We start from the raw sequence: 20820 nt of genomic DNA, 5'->3' as shown, positions 1-20820 counted from the left end.
CAATGCCTGTATCATTGCGGCTCTTTTTGTTTAATAGACATTTTGGATTAAAAGCTTCTCATGGTCGTTCTTTAATGGACACGGTTAGCCTATAATATAAGTGAACTGCTTAAAATAACAAAGTATCTTACTTGGGGGAGTTGAATTATAGTGGCTGACAAACAGAAAAAATTAATCACCACACCGACATTGGTGTTGATGATTATTTCGACAATCTATGGATTTGGAAACGTCTCCATTGCTTATGCCCAAATGGCCTACGCGGGGATGTTCTGGTATATTTTGGCCGGGGTATGCTTCTTTTTCCCGTGCTGTTTGATGATGGCCGAGTACGGGTCGGCGTTCAAGGATGCCAAAGGTGGCATTTATTCCTGGCTAGCCGGGTCGATTGGTGAAAAAATGGCCTTTATTGGGACCTTCATCTGGCTTTCCAGCTGGATCCTCTGGCTGGTATCGAGTGCTTCGCGATTATGGATCACCCTTTCGGCGCTGATATTTGGGCATGATACCACCCAGCATTGGCACTTCTGGATTTTCAATTCGACCGAACTGATCGGGATCCTGGCGATCCTGTTTGTTCTCCTGGTTACCCTGCTGAGTTCGCAGGGGATGAACGGGATCACTAAGATCAGTTCATTCGGGGGTGCTTTCATGATTGCCATGAACGCGATCTTTATTCTGGCGAGTTTGGTGGCTATTATCGCCAACAAGGGAGTTACCGCCCAGCCAATTCACGGAATTGCCAGCTTCTTTGAATCGCCTAACCCGTCCTTTAAGACGCCGATTGCAGTGATTTCCTTCGTCGTTTACGCCATCTTTGCTTACAGCGGGATGGAGAACCTGGGTGGTGTTACCGATAGTATGAAAGACCCAGCGCACACCTTTCCGCGTGGGTTGGTGATCGGGTCCCTACTGACGATTGGCAGCTACGTCTTGATGATTTTGATGACCGGATTCACAGTCAACTACGATCATGTCATCGCACGGCCAAACGTCAACCTGGGGAATGTTACCTACGTTGTCTTTGACCGTCTTGGCTACATGATGGGTGTTTCCCTAGGATTTAGTCACGGGGTCAACCTGCTGCTGGGGGATATTTTTACCCGGATGATTGCTCTGGCTGGATTGATGGGAATGCTCGGGGCTATGTTCCTGCTGGTGTATTCACCGATCAAGTCCTTTATCATGGGGGCTAATCCAAAGTTATGGCCGGCTCAGGTTACCAAGTTGAACAAGCATGGAATGCCAGCCTATGCTATGTGGATGCAGGCAATCTTTGTTTGCTGCATCATCTTTCTGATCTCCTTCGGGGGTTCAGCAGCGGATGCCTTCTATCAAATTCTGACTGATATGGTGAATGTTTCAGCTTGTGCGCCATACATCTTCTTGGTTGGGGCTTTTCCAATCTTTCAGAAGAAGAATATCCCGCATGACTTTGTGGTTTTCAAGAACCGCTTCTGGACCAACATTTTGGTCGGCTTTGTTGAGATCATTGTCTGCCTGGGAATTATTTTCACCTGTATCCAGCCAATTCTGGATCACGATCCGCAGACGGCCTTCTGGACGGCATTTGGCCCAATCTTCTTTGGAATTGTGGCCTAGCTTTTCTACCGGCACGCAGTCAGGAAGAATCACCTCAATCTTTAATTTAAAAATGAAATCGCAATCCTTGGCTTGGCCAGGGGTTGCGATTTTCTTATGCGTTAAATTGTTTGATCCGTTGGTGAACTAATAAGGTTGCGATGATGCAGACCAGAAACTCGGTGACGGGTACCGCTGCCCAAACCCCGTTGATTCCGACCATGGTGGCAAGGATCAGGATGGTGGGTAGCAGGATGATATACCCCCGCAAGATGGAGAGGGTAAACGATGCCCGGGCTGCGTTGATCGCTGTCAGAAAGAGGATAAAGAGCAGGTTGAGTGCACTGAAGAAGGCACTTGTAAAGTAAATCGGCAGTCCCACCCGGGCGTAGCTAACCAGCTGGGCAGAGTGAGCGGTGTTGAAGAGTTCAATGATCGGCAGCTTGAAGGTTACTAAGATTACAAAGCTGATTGTTGCCAGCAGGAGAGTGATGAGGGTACCCATCTTCAACGCCGTTTCAACATTGGCAAAGTGTCGTTGACCATACTCCCGACTGGCAATTGGCTGGACACCGAGGGCCACCCCGTTTGCGATCGCCAGGACCACAATGGCAATGTTGGAGATCACCCCGTAAGCCGCCACTGCATAGTTATCGGCTAGTTGTAGCAGGACGTGGTTGAAGAAGTAGATGCTGACTCCGGTGCTGAGTTCATTGAGGGCCGCAGCCACGCCGAGCTTTGCCGAGCGACCGAGATTGACCAATTGGGGCCGGGCCCAGTGAAGCTGGAGCTGACGGCCGGCAAAGTGACGGTGACGGGAAAGAACAATCAGGCTGATCAGTGGTGAAAAAAGCACCGCTAGGGCGGCCCCCTCCATCTTCAACCCACAACCGAAGATGAAGAACCAGTCAATCACGATGACGGAGAGCGTCTCCGTCAGGGTAGCCTTCATGGTTAGGGTTGGGTTCCCATCGTTACGGATGAAGTTAATGGATATATAGTTACACATGTAAAGGGGGCCAGACCAGGCGCAGATTCGCAGGTAGATAATAGCCATCTGCCGGGTCTGATCGTCGGCACCCAGGAAGTTGACGACCGGGGTTGCGAAGACATTGAGCAGGACCGCCAGGACGATGCCTAGGGTCGCTGCAAAGATGATCAGCTGGCTGTAGAGATCCTTGATCCGTTCCGGATGGAGGACCTTATTGAGCGAAAAGATTGTTGCCCCGCCAACGCCCAGCAGGAGGCCAACCCCGTTGAAAACGTTAAAAAGGGGAAGAACCAGGTTGAGGGTGGTCAGCCCCAGTGCTCCAGCGGCAATCGAGATGAAGAGGGTATCAATCAGGACGTAGAGTGACATTCCCAGGGTGGCGACGACATTTCGGACAACATAATGGCGGACCTCGCCCCGAATTGCTTGTGTTGAATTCATATTATTCCTCCAATTTGTTCCCATCCCCCGCGAGCGGACGCCTGTTTGGGAACTGCAATTTTGTGGCAAAACCCGGCGATTCTGCAATCCTTATTTCATTCATATCCTATCAAATTCTAGCCGACTTTTCATATCCGCAGGCCGTCAAATGATCACTCCATTGCAGTGATCAAGCTCGTGTTGGACAATTTCGGCGGCAAAGTCGGTCAGGGTTAGATGCTGACGCTGCCAGTGTTCATTGAAAAACTGTACGGTGATCTGCCGATAGCGGGTTGCAGTCCGCTGACCGGTCAGCGAGAGACAGCCTTCCTTAGTTTGGTATGGCCGGCTTTTTTTGGTGAGAATGGGGTTGAACATTACGACCGGCAGGGGACCGAGCTGGGCAATGATAGCTCGCTTTTGGACGCCGATCATATTGGCTGCCATGCCGACGCAGTGGTCCTGGTGAGCGGTGAGGGTGTCTTTGAGGTCAATAGCTAAGGTCAGGTCGGCTCTGCTAGCAGTAGTGGATGGCTGCCGGAGCTGCTGAATATCGGTGATGATTGGTTTGATCATGGCGGTTCCTCCTTAAATTAAAGGACTGAAGATGCTTCTCCAGTCCTTTTGATATACTACTTATTAGACTTATGATGCTGTTGCTTGCCAGCGTTACGCTGACGATTGCGTTGAGCCATTTGCTTAGCCGGGTTTGGCTTTTTAAGCTGGTCGATCGCGGCGGCCGTACTTGTGTCCCCGGTGCTTGACTTGGTTGAAGCAGGGGCTTTTGGCTTCTTGATCGGGTGCTTTTTTGCCTCTTCGGCAATCTGCTTGCGGATCCGTGGCCGGTAGGCATTGACCATCAGGGTTTGCAGAATTGCGAAGAGTCCACCGATGAAGAAGTAGAGTCCCAGACCAGCTGAGGAGGTCAGCGAAATGAAGAAGGTCATGAATGGGCTCAGCCAGATGGCCATCTTCATTTGTTTTTTCTGTTCTTCCGGAACGCCGACCAGGCCAAGGTAGCTCTGAACAGCATAGGCGATAAAGGATAGAACCGCGAAGATAAAGCTTGGCTTCCCCAAGGCAACTCCGAAGAAGGTGGCATGATAAAGGTCTGGTGAGTAGCGGATAGCGGCATAGAGGGCAGCAAAGACTGGCAACTGGATCAGTAATGGCAAGCAGCCGATTCCCCCAGTCAGACTGATGTTATTATCCCGGTAAAGGGCCATCATTTGTTGGCTGACTGCGGCCTGTTCCTCAGGTGTCTTAGCAGCCTTCTGCTTGGCGGACAGTTCTTTGATCAAGGGTTGGACGCGGGCCATCTTCTCCTGGGTAATGGTCGACTTCTTCATCTGTGAGAACATCACCGGCAGCAGGATTGTCCGGACGATCACCACGATTACGATTATTGCCCAGCCGTAATTATTTCCCAGGTGGCTAGCCAGCCATTCCATCAGGTGCTGCATCGGCTTGGCCATGTAATCATAGACAAAGCCGTAAGGACGACCACTCTTGGTTGTCCGGACACATCCGCTGAGCAGCAGGAGCATCGTTGTCATCAAGCCGACAACTGTAAGGCGTTTATGTTTCATACAGTATAATTCTCCTTGTGTTAATTTTTAATTCGGTTAATATGGATAAACAGTACATATCTTACTCTAAACCGAGTCGAAAAGCCACCACCTACCGATAATTAGCGGCGGACGGTGAACTGATTGCTGTAGTTGGTGAGAGAACCGGAGACCTGCTTGATTTGATCAACAACGGCGTAAGGAGTAGGACCGGCTGCTAGTGCCCGAATGAAGGCTGCTACTGTTTTAGCTGGTCCCTGAGCTTCGACGTAGACTGTTCCGTCGGTCTGGTTGCGCACAAAGCCGGTGATACCCAGTTGCTGGGCCAGTTGGAGGGTGCCCCAGCGAAAGCCGACCCCCCTGGACTTGACCGCTGATGGTGAGCTGAACGTTGATCATCGTGGTCACCTCCCTTAATGAAAAATTATAAAAGCCGCCGATTAGTTAAGAATATTGTACACCCATAACATGGTATAATTGTTGTAAGAGGAAGGGTAGTTTAACTTATGGAAGAATTAACATCGATTCACAATCAGCACGTTAAGGATTGGAAAAAGCTTTCCACCAAGAAATTCCGCAGGCAGACCGGTTGCTATTTGTTGGACGGCTGGCACCTAGTCAATGAGGCAATTCAAGCTGGGGTGGCAATCCATCAGTTGATCGGGACAGCCGATCAACTGGCTGCGCATCGTGACCTGTTTGAACATGCGGATACGGTCTACACCGTGACCATGGAGATCATGAAGCACATTACCGACACGGTCACACCACAAGGGATTGCAGCCGTTGTTGACCTGCCGGATGCCCACCGGGTTCCCACGCAGCCACTGACCGGAGCTTGGTTATTTCTAGACCGGGTTCAGGATCCGGGCAACGTAGGAACCATGGTCCGAACGGCGGACGCTGCAGGCTTCACTGGCGTCGTCGTTGGGCATCGTTCTGCCGACCTGTTCGGCCCCAAGGTCGTTCGCTCCATGCAGGGAAGCCAATTTCACCTCCAGCTATTTGAAGGTGATCTTGAAAAATGGATTGCTGATTTTAAGGCAAACGGGGCGCCGGTGTACGGTACCCAGCTGAATCCCCAGGCTAAAAATTTCCGGGATGTTCACCCCGGCAAGACCTTTGCCCTGATTATGGGTAACGAGGGTCAGGGGATGAGTTCGGCATTGCTTAACGCCACTAGCGATAACCTTTACATCCCAATGCGCGGAGAGGCAGAATCGCTAAACGTGGCGATCTCAGCGGGAATCCTGATGTTCCAGCTGAACCAGTAAATTTGCTTACTTTTGATAAGACAAAATGATTTATTTTTGGCCGGCCATCATGTATGATGATGGTAACCAATAGAAAAGGGGTATTACATGAAATCAAAGAATGAGTGGCGCAATGATCAAGAATACGTCTCAATTATTTCTGACCTGCTGGCCCAGCCCGCTGTCAAAAAGCTGGCTAATTATACCCAGCACCACCATTCGAATCGTTTGCAGCATTCAATTGCAGTTTCTTACGATAGCTATAAGATTGCCAAACGACTCCATTTTGATTACCGGAGTGTTGCCCGGGCCGGCTTGCTCCACGATTTGTTCTACTATGATTGGCGGACGACAAAGTTTGACCTGGGGACCCATGCCTTTATTCATCCACGGGTTGCATTGCGGAACGCGGAGAAGATTACGCCGCTAAACAAGGTGGAGAAGGATATTATCTTAAAGCACATGTTTGGAGCAACACTCGCTGTGCCTCGGTACCCAGAAAGTCTAATTGTTTCATTGGTTGATGATTTTGAAGCAGAGCACGAATTCTTTAGTCCGTTGCGGGCCAAGCTTCGTCGCCGGATTAAGAAGCGCCGGATGCGGACAATTTGGTAGGAAGGAGACATCATATGCAACACGAAGCTAGTACACCGGTTGCGGATGGTGGTTGTCAATTATGTCCTAAGTTCACGCAAACCTTCATGATGCTAGGTAAAAAGTGGAACGGCTTAATTATCGAAGTCTTACTGGAAAGAGACACTTTACGATTCAAGGACATTGCCAACAGCGTCAGCAAGTGCAGTGACCGGGTTCTTTGTGAACGTTTAAAGGAACTGGAGGATGACCAGATCATCGTGCGGAACACCTATCCGGGAACCAGTCGAGTTGATTATTCATTGACAACACGGGGCCGCGAATTAGCACCAGTGATGAATGCAGTTCATAGATGGAGCGACAAGTGGTGCTAATTGGGGCTTGACCAATTCCAGACGAGTCATTAGAATGATTAATATAATAAAAAGCGATGACGGAAATTAGTAACCGGCAAGGGTTGCCAGAGAGCCACCAGGATTCTGCAAGCGGTGGTCAGCCTGATCCAGTGAATTTCACTTCCCGAGCCGATATGTAATGGTATTCCGGTCGATCACCGTTATTGATCAACTTAAGTGTATGGGTAAGTGCCCGTAAACTAGGGTGGTACCGCGAAGCTTCGTCCCTAATGGGATGAGGCTTTTTTTATTTGAACAAAGGAGTTGAAAGCATGGGATTAAAAGAGAAGCTTGCTGACCTGCGCCAGCAAGGATTACAAGAGATTGAAAACTCACAAGACCTCAAGAAAATCAATGAGATCCGGGTCAAAATGCTAGGGAAGAAGGGTCCCATCACCAGTGTTTTACGGGGAATGAAGGACATCAGTGTCGAGGAACGGCCTAAGGTTGGTCAATTTGCCAACAAGGTTCGTGATGACTTGACGGCGGCTATCGAAGAAAAGCGGGCTGCCTTGGAACAGGCCGCGCTGAACGCAGAACTGGCAGCTGAGACAGTCGATGTTACCCTGCCCGGTAGCCCAGTGGCGCAGGGTCAGCCCCACGTCATCCAGCAGATCATCGACCAAGTGGTGGATCTCTTCGTCTCCATGGGTTACGAGGTCGCAGTTGGTGACGAGGTTGAACAGGAAGTCTACAACTTCGAGAAGCTGAACCTGCCAAAAGACCACCCCGCCCGTGACATGCAGGATACCTTCTATGTCACGCCGTCCGTCTTGATGCGGACTCAGACTTCACCGATGCAGGCCCGGATGCTGGAGAAGCACGACTTCAGCCAGGGACCATTGAAGATGATTTCTCCCGGGAAAGTCTACCGGCGCGATACTGACGACGCAACTCACAGCCACCAGTTCAACCAGATTGAGGGGATGGTTGTCGGTAAACACATCACGATGGCCGATCTAAAGGGGACTCTTGAAACGGTTGCCCAGGCACTGTTTGGCGACAAGCTGAACGTTCGACTGCGGCCAAGCTACTTCCCGTTCACTGAACCATCTGTTGAGGCCGATATTACCTGTTTCAACTGTATGGGTAAGGGCTGTGCCATCTGCAAGCACACCGGCTGGATTGAGGTTCTCGGTGCCGGAATGGTCCACCCTAACGTCCTCAAGATGTCTGGCGTTGATCCCGAGGAATATGGCGGTTTCGCCTTTGGACTGGGCCCTGACCGGTTCGCCATGCTGAAGTACGGGGTCGACGATATTCGGAACTTCTACCAAAACGATGTCCGGTTCTTAAATCAATTCGACGAGAAAGGATAATGTAAGATGAAAGTATCATACCAATGGTTAAAGGAATATCTCGACCTGGACGTTGCGCCACGCGAGCTTGCGGAAAAAATTGCCCGGACGTCAGTTGATATCAACGACGTTTACCAACTAGACGACGGGTTAAAGAAGATCGTGGTCGGTAAGGTAGTGACCATGGAAGATCACCCGAACTCCGATCACCTGCACATCTGCCAGGTTGACGTCGGCGCTGAAAAGCCGATTCAAGTTGTCTGTGGGGCGCCAAACGTTCAGACTGGCAAGAAGGTCATTGTGGCCTTGAATGGTGCCCGGATTGCTGACAATGTCAAGATCAAGCGTGGCAAGATTCGTGGGGTTGAATCTAATGGGATGCTCTGCGCCCTTCAAGAGATCGGCTTTAGCGATAAGATTGCTCCAAAGGACTACGCAGCCGGTCTTTACTTCCTGCCGGATGACGCCAAGGAGGGTGACCCAGTCTTCGGCTATCTAGGAATGGACGATACAATCATCGACACAGATGTCACTCCTAACCGTGGGGATATGTTGAGTATGTATGGCAACGTCAACGATATTGCTGCCTTCTATAAGCTGCAGCCGCACTTCAAGGAGCTGCCGGTTGAGGAAAATGGCGACCAGGCAACCAGCGATCTGGTGAGTGCCGAGGTTGACGATCAGCACATTGCTCCAACCTACAAGCTGCGGGTAATTAAGGGGGTTAAGATTGCTGACAGTCCGCTTTGGATGCAGATTCGCCTCTGGAACGCCGGAATCCGGCCAATCAACAACGTGGTTGACGTTACCAACTATGTTCTGTTGAAGTACGGTCAGCCCCTCCACAGTTACGACTATGACCGCCTGCCGGGGCACAACTTTGGGGTTCGCCACGCCAGTGAAGGTGAGAAGTTCACGACCCTGGACGGGGACGAACAGACCCTCAAGGCTAATGACATCATGGTTACGGTTGACGATCACCCGGTTGCTCTGGCTGGAACAATGGGTGGTGAGGGAACTGCCGTCAGCGACCAGACGACCACGGTGGCCCTAGAAGCCGCTATCTTCGACCCAGTTATGGTGCGGAAACAGGCCCGGCGTCTGGACCTGCATAGCGAGTCCTCAATGCGCTTTGAGCGGGGGATCAACCCGGCCACGGTTGAAACAGCCCTGAACGAAGCCGCTGAACTGATCAAGGAACTGGCGGGTGGCCAGGTAACAAAGGGGATCGTTACTGGTAGTGAAAAACCAGCCGTTGACAAGCAGATCACTCTTTCACTGTCTAAGGTTAACCATGTGCTAGGCACCGCTTTAACGATGGCAGACGTTGAAGACGTCTTCACTCGGCTGCACTTTACCGCTGACGTCAAGGATGACGATCAAGTCGAAGTCACAGTTCCGGCCCGGCGTTGGGATATTTTCGTGGCCGCAGATCTCTACGAAGAGATTGCCCGGATCTACGGTTATGACAACTTACCGTCAACTCTGCCGGTGATGACCCGGAACCGGGGCGGCCTGACCGAGCGGCAACGCTTTATCCGTGCTAGCCGCCACGACCTCGAGGGGATGGGGCTGACCCAGGCAATTAGCTACTCTCTGACCACGGTTGACAAAGCCAAGCAGTTCCAGATCGATCCGGTTGCTGAACCGATGAAGCTGGACTTCCCAATGAGTTCTGATCACGTGGCTACCCGGATGAGTATCATCAGTGGCCTTCTGATTGATATTGCCTACAACGTTTCCCGCAACGTCAATAACGTGGCTCTCTATGAAGAGGGGCGGGTCTTCCTGCCAAAGGGTGGTGAGCGTCCCGAGGAACAGGAACACCTCGCGGGAGCAATCACTGGTCAGCTGCTGGCTAATGACTGGCACCATAAGGATCGGCCGGTGGACTTCTTCCAGGTCAAGGGAATTATTGAGCGCTATCTCCACAACATGGGCCTCGCTGGAAAGGTGACCTACATGGCTGACCAGTCCCGGGCCGAAATGCATCCCGGCCGGACGGCTAACATCTTGCTGGATGGTCAGCTGATCGGGTTCCTCGGCCAGGTTCACCCAAGCACCGCTAAGGCTTATAAGATTCCAGAAACCTACGTCTTTGAGCTGAACCTTGAAACCTTAATTGCGGCACCAAAGGTTGATAACGAGTACCACCCAGTCAGCAAGTATCCATCAATCACTCGGGACATTGCCCTCTTGGTTGATGACGACATTACTAATGCAATGGTTATGGACATCATCAATAAACGGGGTGGTGCCTTCCTGAAGAGTGTTCATCTCTTTGACGTTTATAGCGGCCTGCATCTGCCAAAGGGTAAGAAGTCCCTGGCCTACACACTGACCTATCAGGATGACCACGACACCTTAACCGAGGACCAGGTCAACGCGGCCTTTGAGAAGGTTACTACGGCGCTTAAGGACACTCTGGCAGCGGAAATTCGTTAAGGCTAACAATAATGTGAGACTCCGCGATGCGTTGGTCCCACATTATTTGTATTTTAAGAAGGCAAAGAATTGAATGATGATCGATTGAAGCGGCAAAACCGCCTGGTTCTCGGCTTAATCGTGGTTTTGGTCCTTGCTGGTCTGGCTATTCACCAATACTTCAACTACGCACTGCAAGCCGTGGATGAGGGTGACCACCGGCGGGTGACGGTAGTGATTCCGGCCGGGGCGACTGACCACCGGGTAGCGGCAATCTTGAAGGAACACGGCTTGGTTCGTAGCCGGTTTGTTTTTGATTACTATCTGCAGACCCATAAGACCCATGGGGTGAAGGCTGGTAAGTTTCGTCTGACGCGGGCGTCTACTGTCCCCGAGATGACGGCCACTCTTCAGCAGAATCGTGCTGCAAAAAAGCGTTAGGGGATTGCCGTGACCGGCAGAGTGCTATATACTATTTGAGATTAATTTTATTAGAGGAGCAGTAAACAGAGAATGAGTACAAAAGAACAGCGGCGGCCTATTATCATCGGTGTTACCGGTGGGTCCGGGAGTGGAAAAACCACGGTCAGCAAGGCAATCTATAATCAATTGCATGGGCAGGCCATCCAAATTATTACCCAGGATACTTACTACAATGACCAGGCTGATATGACGATGGCTGAACGGAAGGCAGTCAACTATGACCATCCCTTGGCCTTTGATACCGACCTGTTGATCAAACAGCTGGCCGATCTGCGCAATAACAAGGCGATTGAGATGCCAGTGTATGATTACACCCAGTACACTCGGTCTGCTGAGACCATCCATGTCGAGCCTCAGGACGTCATCATCTTAGAGGGGATCTTGATCCTGGATGACGAGCGCCTGCGGAAGTTAATGGATATCAAGGTCTATGTTGACACTGATGATGATATCCGAATTATTCGCCGGATCAAACGGGATATGGCTGAACGAGGCCGGACCCTGGATTCTGTGATCAACCAGTACCTGGCCACGGTCAAGCCGATGTACCATCAGTTTGTGGAACCGACGAAGCGCTACGCGGATATCATTGTGCCCGAAGGGGGCGAAAACCGGGTGGCCATTGATATTTTGACGACCAAGGTCCGTGATATTCTGGTCAAGCGGGGCCACACCCTACAATAGAGTTTACAAATCAACAGCAGAATGGTAATGTAGCCACTGTATAAATTATGAGGAGTGAATTTTTAGATGGCTGAAGAAAAAGAATTTCCAATGACCCTTGAAGGAAAACAAAAGCTGGAGGCGGAACTGGAAGACTACAAGATGAAGCGCCGTCCAGAAGTTATCAAGCGAATCAAGATCGCCCGGAGCTATGGTGACCTTTCCGAAAATTCAGAGTACGAGTCTGCCAAGGATGAACAAGCAATGGTTGAGGGTAAGATTGCCCAGATCGAGAACATGCTCCAATACGCCGTTATCATTGATAACGAGGACGTAGCCAAGGATGAGGTTTCCATGGGTCGGGAAGTCACGATCAAAGAGCTGCCGGACGAAGATCCCGAGACCTACTCGATCGTTGGTGAATCCGAATCTGACCCGATCAACGGCAAGATCTCTAACGAATCACCGATGGCCAAGGGGCTGCTTGGTCATAAGATTGGTGAAGAAGTAACCATCGATATTCCAAACGGAACAATGAAGGTTAAGATCTTAGACGTCAAGTAATTTTATGAGGGACCGTGACAGAAGTCATTTATCACGTCCCCTAAGCACAAATAGGCTTCCACTGTTCAGCTTTGCTGGGCACTGGAGGCCTATTTGTGTACTACACTGTTCGTGCTTAATCAAAGAAACAATACTTATGTTACAGGCCATTCTTATAGGCAGAATCCTTGGTATTTTGGTGCTCAGATGGTACAGTTAAAATCATGAAAGTGCTATCATTAGACTAGTGAAACGAGTAAAGGGGATTTAAGCATGAAGTTAATTATTACCGATGCCGCTAATCAGTGGTTTAAGGATGAGATGGACCTAAAGCCAGGCGATGGGATTAAGTTCTACGGCAAGGTCTACGGGCGCACCGAGGTTCACCATGGCTTTTCCCAAGCCTTTGCCAAAGACAACCACCCGATCGACCCCGTGTTAGAGGTGGTTAAGGACGGGATCAACTACCATGTCAACGAGGTTGATGAGTGGTTCTTCACTCGCCTGATTACGACTGTAGACGCCAACGACGCCGGTCTGGTCTTTCATTTCCAGCATGAGGATGGGGATGAAGCACCAGACGTTGCTGGACTAGCCAGTGACCAGGATGACCACGCCGATAACCAGGCTGATGCCTCAACCGGGGCTTCTCAGCATGAACATTAGGAAACTTGCCTTTTAAAATGCCACGCAGCCATCTAGGATAGTTCTGGATGGCTGCATTTTTATTTTTGTTGACGTCGGATGAGGTAGCAGGTTAGGGTGAGGCTGACGGCAGTTATGATTGCGCCGAGAATCAGGTATGGTGGCCGGTAGTAGAATGCCACCCGGTGAGTTCCGGTCGTGATCGGCAGGGCGATGAATGTGCCGATCACGGTTCGCGGCTGGACTTTGTGGCCGTCAATTCGAACGTGCCAGCCCGTGGCCGCCGGAATAGTGGTCATTAGGGCTGACTGGCCTTGGTGGATCTTGACTGTTCCGCTGATACTGGTTGGGGTGGTATGCTGAACTTTCAGCGGTGATCGCTGGAGAGTCTTCAGGCTGGCATTAAAGGCCCGCTGATTGAGCCGGTAGACACTGACGTTCTGCAACCAGACGCTGGTCTTCTTGAGTCGGAAGGTGACGGTGACCGGTTTTCCCTTCTGGTGACGGGCTAGATTGATCACCACCGTGTCGCGGTAGGTGCTGTATTGGCTGAAGTCACGGCGGTTCATGCTAATGCTGACGCTATCCTTGACCTCGGGACCAAGGGTGAGGTAGTAGGAATCGTTAGTTGGCGGGATAAACTTCAGTTTAATGGCGGTTGGCTTGAGAAGGTTCTGTTTGCGGAAAGCTGTTCCCGTGATCTGGTGAGCAGCTTGGACGTTTTCAAAGCGGACGGCAGTAAAATTCTGAACGTTAAACAGGGGTTGGTTGATTGGCCGACCAGCTAGTGCCTGGAAGATCTGTGACTGGTAGCTTAACGGATCCAGGGTGGCCTTGCCCAGTTGGAAAATTGCCGAGCTGGCCCCGAAGGCAATCGGCAGGGCGGCCGGATTCTGGCGACTGGTGATCATCTTGGTTTGGCCAACCTGGGGCAATTGGAGCCAGTCGGGCCGGTAGCCAGATGGGGGCATGATCTGGTCGCCAGCCATTATTCCATGGTGCCGGGCAGTCATTGTGTACTTAAAGCCGAGCAAGGCATCACTGACTTGGGTCCCGTTGTCATAGCTGACAAAACCATCGCCAGCCGGTTGGCCAATTGCCCCCATGAAGGCTGGAATTGGCGGTTCCAGGGTGGAGCCAAAATGGTCAGCGGAGTAGAAATCTCCCTGCATCGGGTCATCCTTGGTTCGCATGAAAGTTTTGGCAACCCGGTAGAAACCGTGGTCATGGTGCTTCAACTGCTGGCTGGCCGTATCAAGTTGCTGGGTGTACTTGCCAAACTCGGCCTGGGAAACGTAGGCAATCTTGTTGAGGCTCGTAAAGGCGGCGGTACTTACATCGCAGACCACAACCAGGATGATCAAAAAGTCGTACAGCCGGGGAGAATTGCGGCGGGCAATCATAATGGAAGCCAGCGCAACCACGACAAAGCCCAGACCGATAAGCCGCTGACTAGTCGTAAGGTAGGAAAGCTTCAGCCGGCCAGTCACCCAGAAGATGAATCCGCTCAATACCAGGACGGTCAGGGCCCCAGGCCACTGGAGCTGGAAGTCAGGTTGAAGGACTTGGGCGGCAAGCAGGATACACCAAAAAGCGAAGAGAAACGAGAACCGATACGGGTACCAGACCGGGAACTGTCCGGCATGCCAGAGAAGATCCAGGGGCTCATAGCAAAACGATAGGATGAAGAAGACGGTAATTAGACCGGCAACGAGGCGTTGAGACCACTTGATACGGCGAGTAAAGAAGTATAGCCCCGCCCCGATGATCAGCAGCATACCAATATAAATATTAGGCTGACCACTGGGCATCTGGCTGAAGTCAAACGATCCGGGGACCAGCTTGCCGAGCATCTTGATCGGCTGGTACTCAAACTTGCTGCTGATTATGGTTTCGGTGTAGGTTCCCTTGCTGGTCGTCAAAGCATAGATGGTTGGCAAAAGGGTAATGGCTGCGATCCCGGCGCTGGCTAGGGAACTCGCCAGATAGATCCCACAGGCTTTCCCCCGTTTCCGCCAATCTGGCAACGTCGGCAACTGCCAGGCAACGATAAGGATGGTGAATAGGCAGATCATCCAGGCCATGTAGTAGTTATCGACCATCATGACCGCCAGCCATGCAATATAGGTTCCCGGGCGTCGGTCATGAATGAGACGGAGCAGGCCCCAGATAATCAGTGGAAGGATAATCAGGGCGTCGAGCCAGATCATATTGAGCTGGTTAGCGATCATCCAACCGTTGAGGGCGTAGGCGGTGCTAAAGGCCCAGATCCGATAACCTTGTTGAAGCCCGGTCTTGATGAGCAGCCAGGCCATGGTCATTCCCGCTAGTCCATAGCGGATGATAGTGAGGGCCATTACCCCGCTGGTCAGCCACTTGCCTGGGAAGAAGAGTAGGATCAAGTTGAGCGGGCTGAAGAGGTAGTAGGCATTGGTACCCAGCATTTCTCCGCCCAGCCCCTTGCTAAAGGAGTAGAAGAGACTCCCCGGATGGTGAAGGATCAAGTTGCGAAAGTAAGCAAAGAAGTCGACGTACTGCTGACCGAGGTCGACTGTCAACAGGCTGCTTGGACCAAAGGGGGCCATCTGCCGGTAGGCAAAGTAGGCTCCCATAAGGATAACCGGGATCAAGAAGCTCCCGATCAGAATCAATGTGTGCTGTTTTTTCCAATTCAGACGATTCACGAAAAGAATTCCTTTCCTCTTATGGTTATTGCTGAATATTATATAACGTTCTAAGCAGAGAAGTCGTCCTCCAAGAATTAAATTTAAGTAAATCATGGCAGTTTAGTGTTCATTTTTTCATAAATAAAGAGTATTATTTTTACGTTAGTAGTGAGGGGCTTTCTGCGCCCAACGACAAAATTTGGTAGAATAATAGTCACTACAATGAAGGAGAATTGAGATCCTGTGAAAGTCTTTGATCGAATAAAGAACTTATTTAATTCACAAAACCGCAAGAAACGCAGTGCTCAGTCGGTGATTCCGTTCCGGCTGAACTTTCTGTTGTGGATTGTTGCCATTCTTTTGCTGGCACTGGCGGCCCGGCTGTTTTACCTGCAGGTACTGAACGGGACAGCGTATAAGGCCGAGGTTAAGCGGTCTGACACCTCGATTCAGACCAATAATGTCCAGCGGGGAATGATCTATGACGCTCAGGGAAAGGTCATGGTTGGTAACCAGACCCACCAGGCAATCACCTACACGAAGGGATCAAACGTTACCACAGCTGAACTGTACAAGATTGCTAACCGACTTGGCCGGTACGTGACTGTAACCAATAAGAATTCCCGGCTGACCGATCGAAACGAAGAGGACTACTACCTGGCGGACAAGGGGCGGCTGGATAGCATCCTCAAGCACGTCAAGACCAGTAGCGACGATAGCGAGGATGACAAGTACAACCGGGCCTTAGACTACTTGAACAGCCACCCGGACGCCTGGCACCTGACGAGTCAGCAGAAGAATAATGCTCGGATTTACGCAGCAATGAGCGGGGCTTACTCTCTATCAACAACCTACATCAAGGAAACGGGGGTTACTGCTGACGAGTTGGCTGCTGTTGGCGAACACCTCAGCGAGATGCCCGGGGTTAAGATTGGAACTGCCTGGACGCGGAACTATCCTCAGGGCAAGGATATTCAAAGCCTGACCGGGACGGTTTCCACGACGGGACTGCCTAGTGATCAGGTCAATAGTCTGCTTTCGCAAGGTTACTCTCGAAACGATAGCGTGGGGCAGAGTTACCTGGAGAAGGAATATCAGGCTACCCTGGCCGGGTCCAAGTCGCAGACGGAGGTTACCACGAAAAATAACAGTGTGACCAAGGAAGTCATGAAGTACCCTGGAAAGAAGGGGGATAACCTGGTTCTGACTATCAACTCCAAGTTCCAGAACCGGGTTCAAGAGATCCTCAAGAATAACTATTCTGCGGCGGGGAACGCTTACTCAACCGGTGTCTACGCTGTAGTCATGAATCCGCACACCGGAGCGGTATTGGCAATGGCCGGAATCGATCGGGATCCAGCGACCGGAAAAGAGACTCCTGATGAGATTGGGGCCATTAACCACCCGATCACCATGGGGTCGGTTGTCAAGGGGGCCACGATTATGGGTGCCCTGATGGATGGCGTGATTACACCAACGAATAATACCTTGGTCGATCAGCCGATCAAGGTGGCCGGGACCTCCTCTAAGGGTTCTTGGTTTAACCACGGTGGTTCAGCCAACATGGCACTGGATGCGCCAACCGCCCTTGAGGTTTCCTCCAACTCTTACATGATGCAGCTGGCGATGAAAGAAGGAGGCATGAAGTACAGTCCTAACGCTCAGATCACTCTGAAGCCAAGTATCTTTGCTAAGGAGCGGGGCTACTTCAACATGTTTGGGCTCGGAGTCAAGACCGGAATTGACCTGCCGGGTGAAACGGCTGGCTACCTCGGACCTTCGACACAGGAGCACATTGGTTCAGCCCTTGACTTGGCCTATGGGAACTACGATGGCTATACCACTATTCAACTGGCCCAGTACATGTCAACAATTGCTAACGGGGGTTACCGGATGCGGCCGTATGTTGTTCAGTCCATTCGGGGCACCAAGAAGAACGGTCAGTTGGGTAAGGTTGCATACACTACCCAGCCGCAGGTTCAAGCCACGATTCCGGCTTCCAAGGCCGACTTCGACCTGGTAAGACACGGGCTCTACCTGGTTACCCATGGGACCAGCCCTTACGTTACCGCCAAGTCATTAGGGACGGTTAAGCCATCCGTTTCCGGGAAGACGGGGACAGCCGAAACCTTCTACAAGAAACATCCTACCGCGACGATCAGTTTTGCTGGTTATTCACCGTCTAACGATCCGCAGGTGGTTGTCGCCTTAGCCATTCCGGGCTCGACCAACGAAAATGGGGGTGCCAACATCAACATGGCTAAGCAGATCTTTGAGGCTTACTGGAAGATGGTTCAGTCGCCTAAAGGCTTCACGGATGGGGAATAGCAGGCCTGTCAAGGCAATTTCCTTAACAAACTTTGCTAAATCACTAGCCAAACCAATTAATAAATGATATAGTTGTACGAGTTAGGGTTACGATAAATAACCAATTAAGATCAAATAAAGTTTGGAGGTTATAACTCATGCGTGTCAACATTACCCTTGAATGTACTTCATGCCACGAGCGGACTTACTTAACCAGCAAGAACCGTCGTCACAATCCCGACCGGCTTGAATTAAAGAAATACTGCCCACGGGAACGCAAGGTAACATTACACCGCGAAACTAAGTAATGATTGCTTAGTTCATTAAACCAGCCATTGCCTTTTTGCAATTGCTGGTTTTTTTATGCACAAAATCAGGCCCTGGTGAATTAATCACCGGTGGTAGGTAAATGCTTTTAAACAATTTACCACCGGAAAAAACGCTTGCAAATTAAGGGGTGACCTGTAATAATGTATTCTTGTAACCGTTTATCATTTTGTATAAAGGGGAGATTTGAGAGTAATGACGTATTCCAAGAATGAGCTGCGCCAGGCCTACATCGCACGCCTCCAGCAGCTAGATCTTAATACGCGTCTTAGCGAAGAAAAGCGTCTGACTTCGATGCTTTTTAACCAACCAGAGTGGATGCGTGCCAAGGTGGTTGCCCTGACCCTCAGCCAATCATTTGAGATTGATACGACCCCAATTTTGCTGCACGCCCGTCATGAGGGACGGACAGTGGTGGTGCCACGGACCCTTCCTAAGCGGCAGATGGAGTTTGTTGAGATCACGGAGGACACCAGCTTTGTGGAGAGCTCCTTCGGCGTTTTGGAGCCAGCGGATGGCCGGGTATATGGTCCCGACGAGATTGAACTGATGGTGGTTCCAGGGGTGGCCTTTACCCAGAATGGACACCGACTTGGTTTCGGGGGCGGTTACTATGATCGCTATCTGAGCAGGTATCACGGGGACACGGTCTCATTGGCCTTACCGACTCAGCTGGCCACTGACGATGAGTGGCAGCCGGACGAACATGACCAGCACATTGCTAGGATTCTGACCCTGGCGGAGTGTTAATCAATGCGGTCGCGTAGTTGGTCCCTGGCGCCGGTTACCGTTACCCTGGTAGCTATCCAGGTCCTGGTCTACCTGGCAATGACCCTGGTTGGCGGATCCACCAATCCGGCGGTACTAGTACACTTTGGGGCCTTACAACTGGATCTTTTGCGGGCCGGCCAGTGGTGGCGCCTCATTACTCCGGTCTTTGTTCATATTGGGTTTACCCACCTGTTAATTAATAGCTTGACCCTTTACTTTCTTGGGCTCTACATCGAGCAGCTGTTTGGCCACTGGCGGATGGTGGTTATCTACTTCGGCAGTGCCATCATTGGTAACCTTTGTAGCGCCTATTGGCTGGCAGGCGGATTGGCAGCCGGGGCTAGCACGGCGATCTTTGGACTGTTTGGGGCCTTTTTGATGCTTGGTGAGTCATTTCGGGACAATCTGGTGTTACGCCAACTCAGTCGTCAGTTTCTCATCCTAGTCTTGTTAAACGTTGGGACCGACCTGTTAGTGCCAGGAATTGACCTAGCGGGACACATTGGCGGTCTGATAGGAGGCTTCTTAATGGCATACGTTGTTGGCGCCCCCAAGCTGGGACGGACAGCAAACGCCAAGCGTTGGGTGAGCGCTATCGTGTTGCTGGTTGGTGTTCTGGTTCTGATCTGGGAAGTGAGCTGATTAGTCATGACAATGGTACCGCGTGAATTTAGAACGTTATATGATGTACAGCAGTTGCTCAAGGAGTTTAACGTGTTTGTCTATGTTGGCAAGCGCCTATACGACATTGAACTGATGGCAATCGAATTGGATAACCTTTACCAGTCAGGGGTCGTTGATCGATCGACCTATATGAAGGCCAAGATCGTCCTGCGCAAGGAGCATCGTGAAGAATTGAAACGAGAACAAACGGGGAAACTATACTAATCCCCAGGAAAGGAATTATTATGGCAAACAAGAAATTATTTGGTGTTGATCTTGGTGGAACGACCATCAAGTTTGCAATTTTGACGGAAAATGGTGAAATTCAACAGAAGTGGTCAATTCGGACCAATATTCTGGATGAAGGTTCCCACATCGTTCCGGACATCATTGAATCCATCAACCACCATCTGGACCTTTATAAGATGAATAAGGATCAGTTTATCGGGATCGGGATGGGGACCCCAGGGACGATTGACCGGGATAAGGGGACCGTTGTCGGTGCCTACAACCTGAACTGGAAGACGACCCAGAACGTCAAGGAAGCCATCGAAGCTGGTACCGGAATGAAGTTTGCCCTTGATAATGATGCCAACGTGGCCGGACTTGGTGAACGCTGGAAGGGTGCCGGTAACGAAGGTGACGATGTTGCCTTCATCACTCTTGGGACTGGTGTTGGGGGTGGAATCATCTCCAACGGCAGACTGGTTCACGGACTGGTCGGTGCCGGCGGCGAGGTCGGTCACATGATCGTGAAGCCAGACGGCTACCTTTGTACTTGTGGTAACCGTGGCTGTCTGGAACAATACGTTTCCGCAACCGGGGTTGTTCACATCGCTCAGGACAAGGCCGAGGAATACGAGGGCAGCAGCCGCCTGAAGGCCATGATTGACAACGGTGACGAAATCACCTCCAAGATTGTCTTTGACCTAGCTAAAGAAAACGACTACCTGGCTAACAAGGTAGTCGACGAGGTCTCTCATTATCTGGGGCTGGCCTGTGCTAACCTGAGTAACATCCTCAATCCTGAATATGTGGTCATTGGTGGTGGGGTTTCTGCTGCCGGAAACTTCCTGCTCAAGCGGGTCAAGGCTAACTTTGAAAAGTACGCCTTCCCAACAGTACGGACTTCGACACAACTGAAGCTGGCTGAACTGGGTAACGACGCCGGGGTCATCGGTGCCGCTTCTCTAGCTCGGCAGTTTGCCAACGAGTAATAGTGAGGCGA

Annotated in this window: 21 protein-coding genes; 16 read left to right on the top strand and 5 right to left on the bottom strand. The window is 51.0% G+C overall.

The window, feature by feature from the left end; all coding sequences use genetic code 11:
- Positions 1-147 precede the first annotated feature (147 nt).
- Entirely contained in the window at positions 148-1602 is a 1455-nt protein-coding gene (gene yjeM / locus CK797_RS01330; RefSeq protein ID WP_104688019.1) for a glutamate/gamma-aminobutyrate family transporter YjeM, read from the top strand.
- A 94-nt stretch (positions 1603-1696) separates the two neighbouring features.
- Here the strand turns inward: yjeM and CK797_RS01325 are convergent, their stop codons facing one another.
- The 4 genes from CK797_RS01325 to CK797_RS01310 all read right to left on the bottom strand — a co-directional run bounded on the left by CK797_RS01325 (position 1697) and on the right by CK797_RS01310 (position 4859).
- Positions 1697-3013, bottom strand: coding sequence for an MATE family efflux transporter (locus CK797_RS01325; protein ID WP_104688018.1), 1317 nt, complete (start codon positions 3011-3013; stop codon positions 1697-1699).
- A gap of 144 nt (positions 3014-3157) precedes the next feature.
- Complete coding sequence (locus tag CK797_RS01320; RefSeq protein WP_104688017.1) at positions 3158-3568, bottom strand: peptide deformylase; 411 nt, start codon at positions 3566-3568, stop codon at positions 3158-3160.
- A gap of 56 nt (positions 3569-3624) precedes the next feature.
- Positions 3625-4581 (bottom strand): membrane protein insertase YidC, encoded by a 957-nt coding sequence (yidC, locus tag CK797_RS01315; protein ID WP_104688016.1) that lies wholly within the window; start codon positions 4579-4581, stop codon positions 3625-3627.
- Between the two features lie 101 nt (positions 4582-4682).
- The gene (locus tag CK797_RS01310) at positions 4683-4859 is read right to left on the bottom strand and encodes an acylphosphatase (RefSeq protein ID WP_263851277.1); all 177 of its coding nucleotides are present in this window, start codon (positions 4857-4859) and stop codon (positions 4683-4685) included.
- A gap of 207 nt (positions 4860-5066) precedes the next feature.
- Between CK797_RS01310 and CK797_RS01305 the strand changes: the two genes are divergently transcribed.
- The 9 genes from CK797_RS01305 (at position 5067) to CK797_RS01265 (ending at position 12879) form a co-directional block, all read left to right on the top strand.
- Entirely contained in the window at positions 5067-5834 is a 768-nt protein-coding gene (locus tag CK797_RS01305; protein ID WP_104688015.1) for a TrmH family RNA methyltransferase, read from the top strand.
- 87 nt (positions 5835-5921) lie between these two features.
- The gene (locus CK797_RS01300; protein ID WP_104688014.1) at positions 5922-6428 is read left to right on the top strand and encodes an HD domain-containing protein; all 507 of its coding nucleotides are present in this window, start codon (positions 5922-5924) and stop codon (positions 6426-6428) included.
- Between the two features lie 14 nt (positions 6429-6442).
- Positions 6443-6781 (top strand): winged helix-turn-helix transcriptional regulator, encoded by a 339-nt coding sequence (locus CK797_RS01295; RefSeq protein WP_104688013.1) that lies wholly within the window; start codon positions 6443-6445, stop codon positions 6779-6781.
- 293 nt (positions 6782-7074) lie between these two features.
- A complete protein-coding gene (gene pheS, locus CK797_RS01290) occupies positions 7075-8121 on the top strand; it encodes a phenylalanine--tRNA ligase subunit alpha (RefSeq protein WP_104688012.1) in 1047 nt (348 codons plus the stop codon).
- A 6-nt stretch (positions 8122-8127) separates the two neighbouring features.
- Positions 8128-10545, top strand: a complete 2418-nt coding sequence (gene pheT, locus CK797_RS01285; protein WP_104688011.1) for a phenylalanine--tRNA ligase subunit beta — start codon at positions 8128-8130, stop codon at positions 10543-10545.
- Between the two features lie 69 nt (positions 10546-10614).
- Entirely contained in the window at positions 10615-10965 is a 351-nt protein-coding gene (locus CK797_RS01280; protein ID WP_104688010.1) for an endolytic transglycosylase MltG, read from the top strand.
- Between the two features lie 72 nt (positions 10966-11037).
- Positions 11038-11691 carry a uridine kinase gene (gene udk / locus CK797_RS01275; RefSeq protein WP_104688009.1) on the top strand — a complete coding sequence of 218 codons (654 nt, stop codon included), beginning with the start codon at positions 11038-11040 and terminating at the stop codon, positions 11689-11691.
- A 66-nt stretch (positions 11692-11757) separates the two neighbouring features.
- Positions 11758-12234 carry a transcription elongation factor GreA gene (greA, locus tag CK797_RS01270; protein ID WP_104688008.1) on the top strand — a complete coding sequence of 159 codons (477 nt, stop codon included), beginning with the start codon at positions 11758-11760 and terminating at the stop codon, positions 12232-12234.
- A gap of 252 nt (positions 12235-12486) precedes the next feature.
- On the top strand, positions 12487-12879 hold the full coding sequence (locus CK797_RS01265; protein WP_104688007.1) for a HesB/YadR/YfhF family protein: 393 nt from the start codon (positions 12487-12489) through the stop codon (positions 12877-12879).
- A 59-nt stretch (positions 12880-12938) separates the two neighbouring features.
- On the opposite strand, the gene CK797_RS01260 is transcribed toward CK797_RS01265, so the two are convergent.
- A complete protein-coding gene (locus CK797_RS01260; RefSeq protein ID WP_225365001.1) occupies positions 12939-15542 on the bottom strand; it encodes a YfhO family protein in 2604 nt (867 codons plus the stop codon).
- Positions 15543-15767: 225 nt separating this feature from the next.
- Between CK797_RS01260 and CK797_RS01255 the strand changes: the two genes are divergently transcribed.
- The 6 genes from CK797_RS01255 to CK797_RS01230 all read left to right on the top strand — a co-directional run bounded on the left by CK797_RS01255 (position 15768) and on the right by CK797_RS01230 (position 20809).
- Positions 15768-17852: a peptidoglycan D,D-transpeptidase FtsI family protein gene (locus CK797_RS01255; protein ID WP_104688005.1), complete on the top strand. Its 2085-nt coding sequence runs from the start codon at positions 15768-15770 to the stop codon at positions 17850-17852.
- Between the two features lie 137 nt (positions 17853-17989).
- Positions 17990-18139: a 50S ribosomal protein L33 gene (gene rpmG, locus CK797_RS01250; protein ID WP_104688004.1), complete on the top strand. Its 150-nt coding sequence runs from the start codon at positions 17990-17992 to the stop codon at positions 18137-18139.
- Between the two features lie 214 nt (positions 18140-18353).
- Positions 18354-18908 carry a 5-formyltetrahydrofolate cyclo-ligase gene (locus CK797_RS01245; RefSeq protein ID WP_104688003.1) on the top strand — a complete coding sequence of 185 codons (555 nt, stop codon included), beginning with the start codon at positions 18354-18356 and terminating at the stop codon, positions 18906-18908.
- 3 nt (positions 18909-18911) lie between these two features.
- On the top strand, positions 18912-19571 hold the full coding sequence (locus tag CK797_RS01240) for a rhomboid family intramembrane serine protease (RefSeq protein WP_104688002.1): 660 nt from the start codon (positions 18912-18914) through the stop codon (positions 19569-19571).
- A gap of 6 nt (positions 19572-19577) precedes the next feature.
- Positions 19578-19817, top strand: a complete 240-nt coding sequence (locus tag CK797_RS01235; RefSeq protein WP_104688001.1) for a YqgQ family protein — start codon at positions 19578-19580, stop codon at positions 19815-19817.
- Between the two features lie 20 nt (positions 19818-19837).
- Positions 19838-20809 (top strand): ROK family glucokinase, encoded by a 972-nt coding sequence (locus CK797_RS01230; RefSeq protein ID WP_104688000.1) that lies wholly within the window; start codon positions 19838-19840, stop codon positions 20807-20809.
- Positions 20810-20820 lie beyond the last annotated feature (11 nt).

The sequence above is a fragment of the Limosilactobacillus pontis genome, assembly GCF_002940945.1.
In the GTDB taxonomy this organism is placed as follows: domain Bacteria; phylum Bacillota; class Bacilli; order Lactobacillales; family Lactobacillaceae; genus Limosilactobacillus; species Limosilactobacillus pontis_A.
This window is presented reverse-complemented; position numbering and strand designations above follow the sequence as displayed.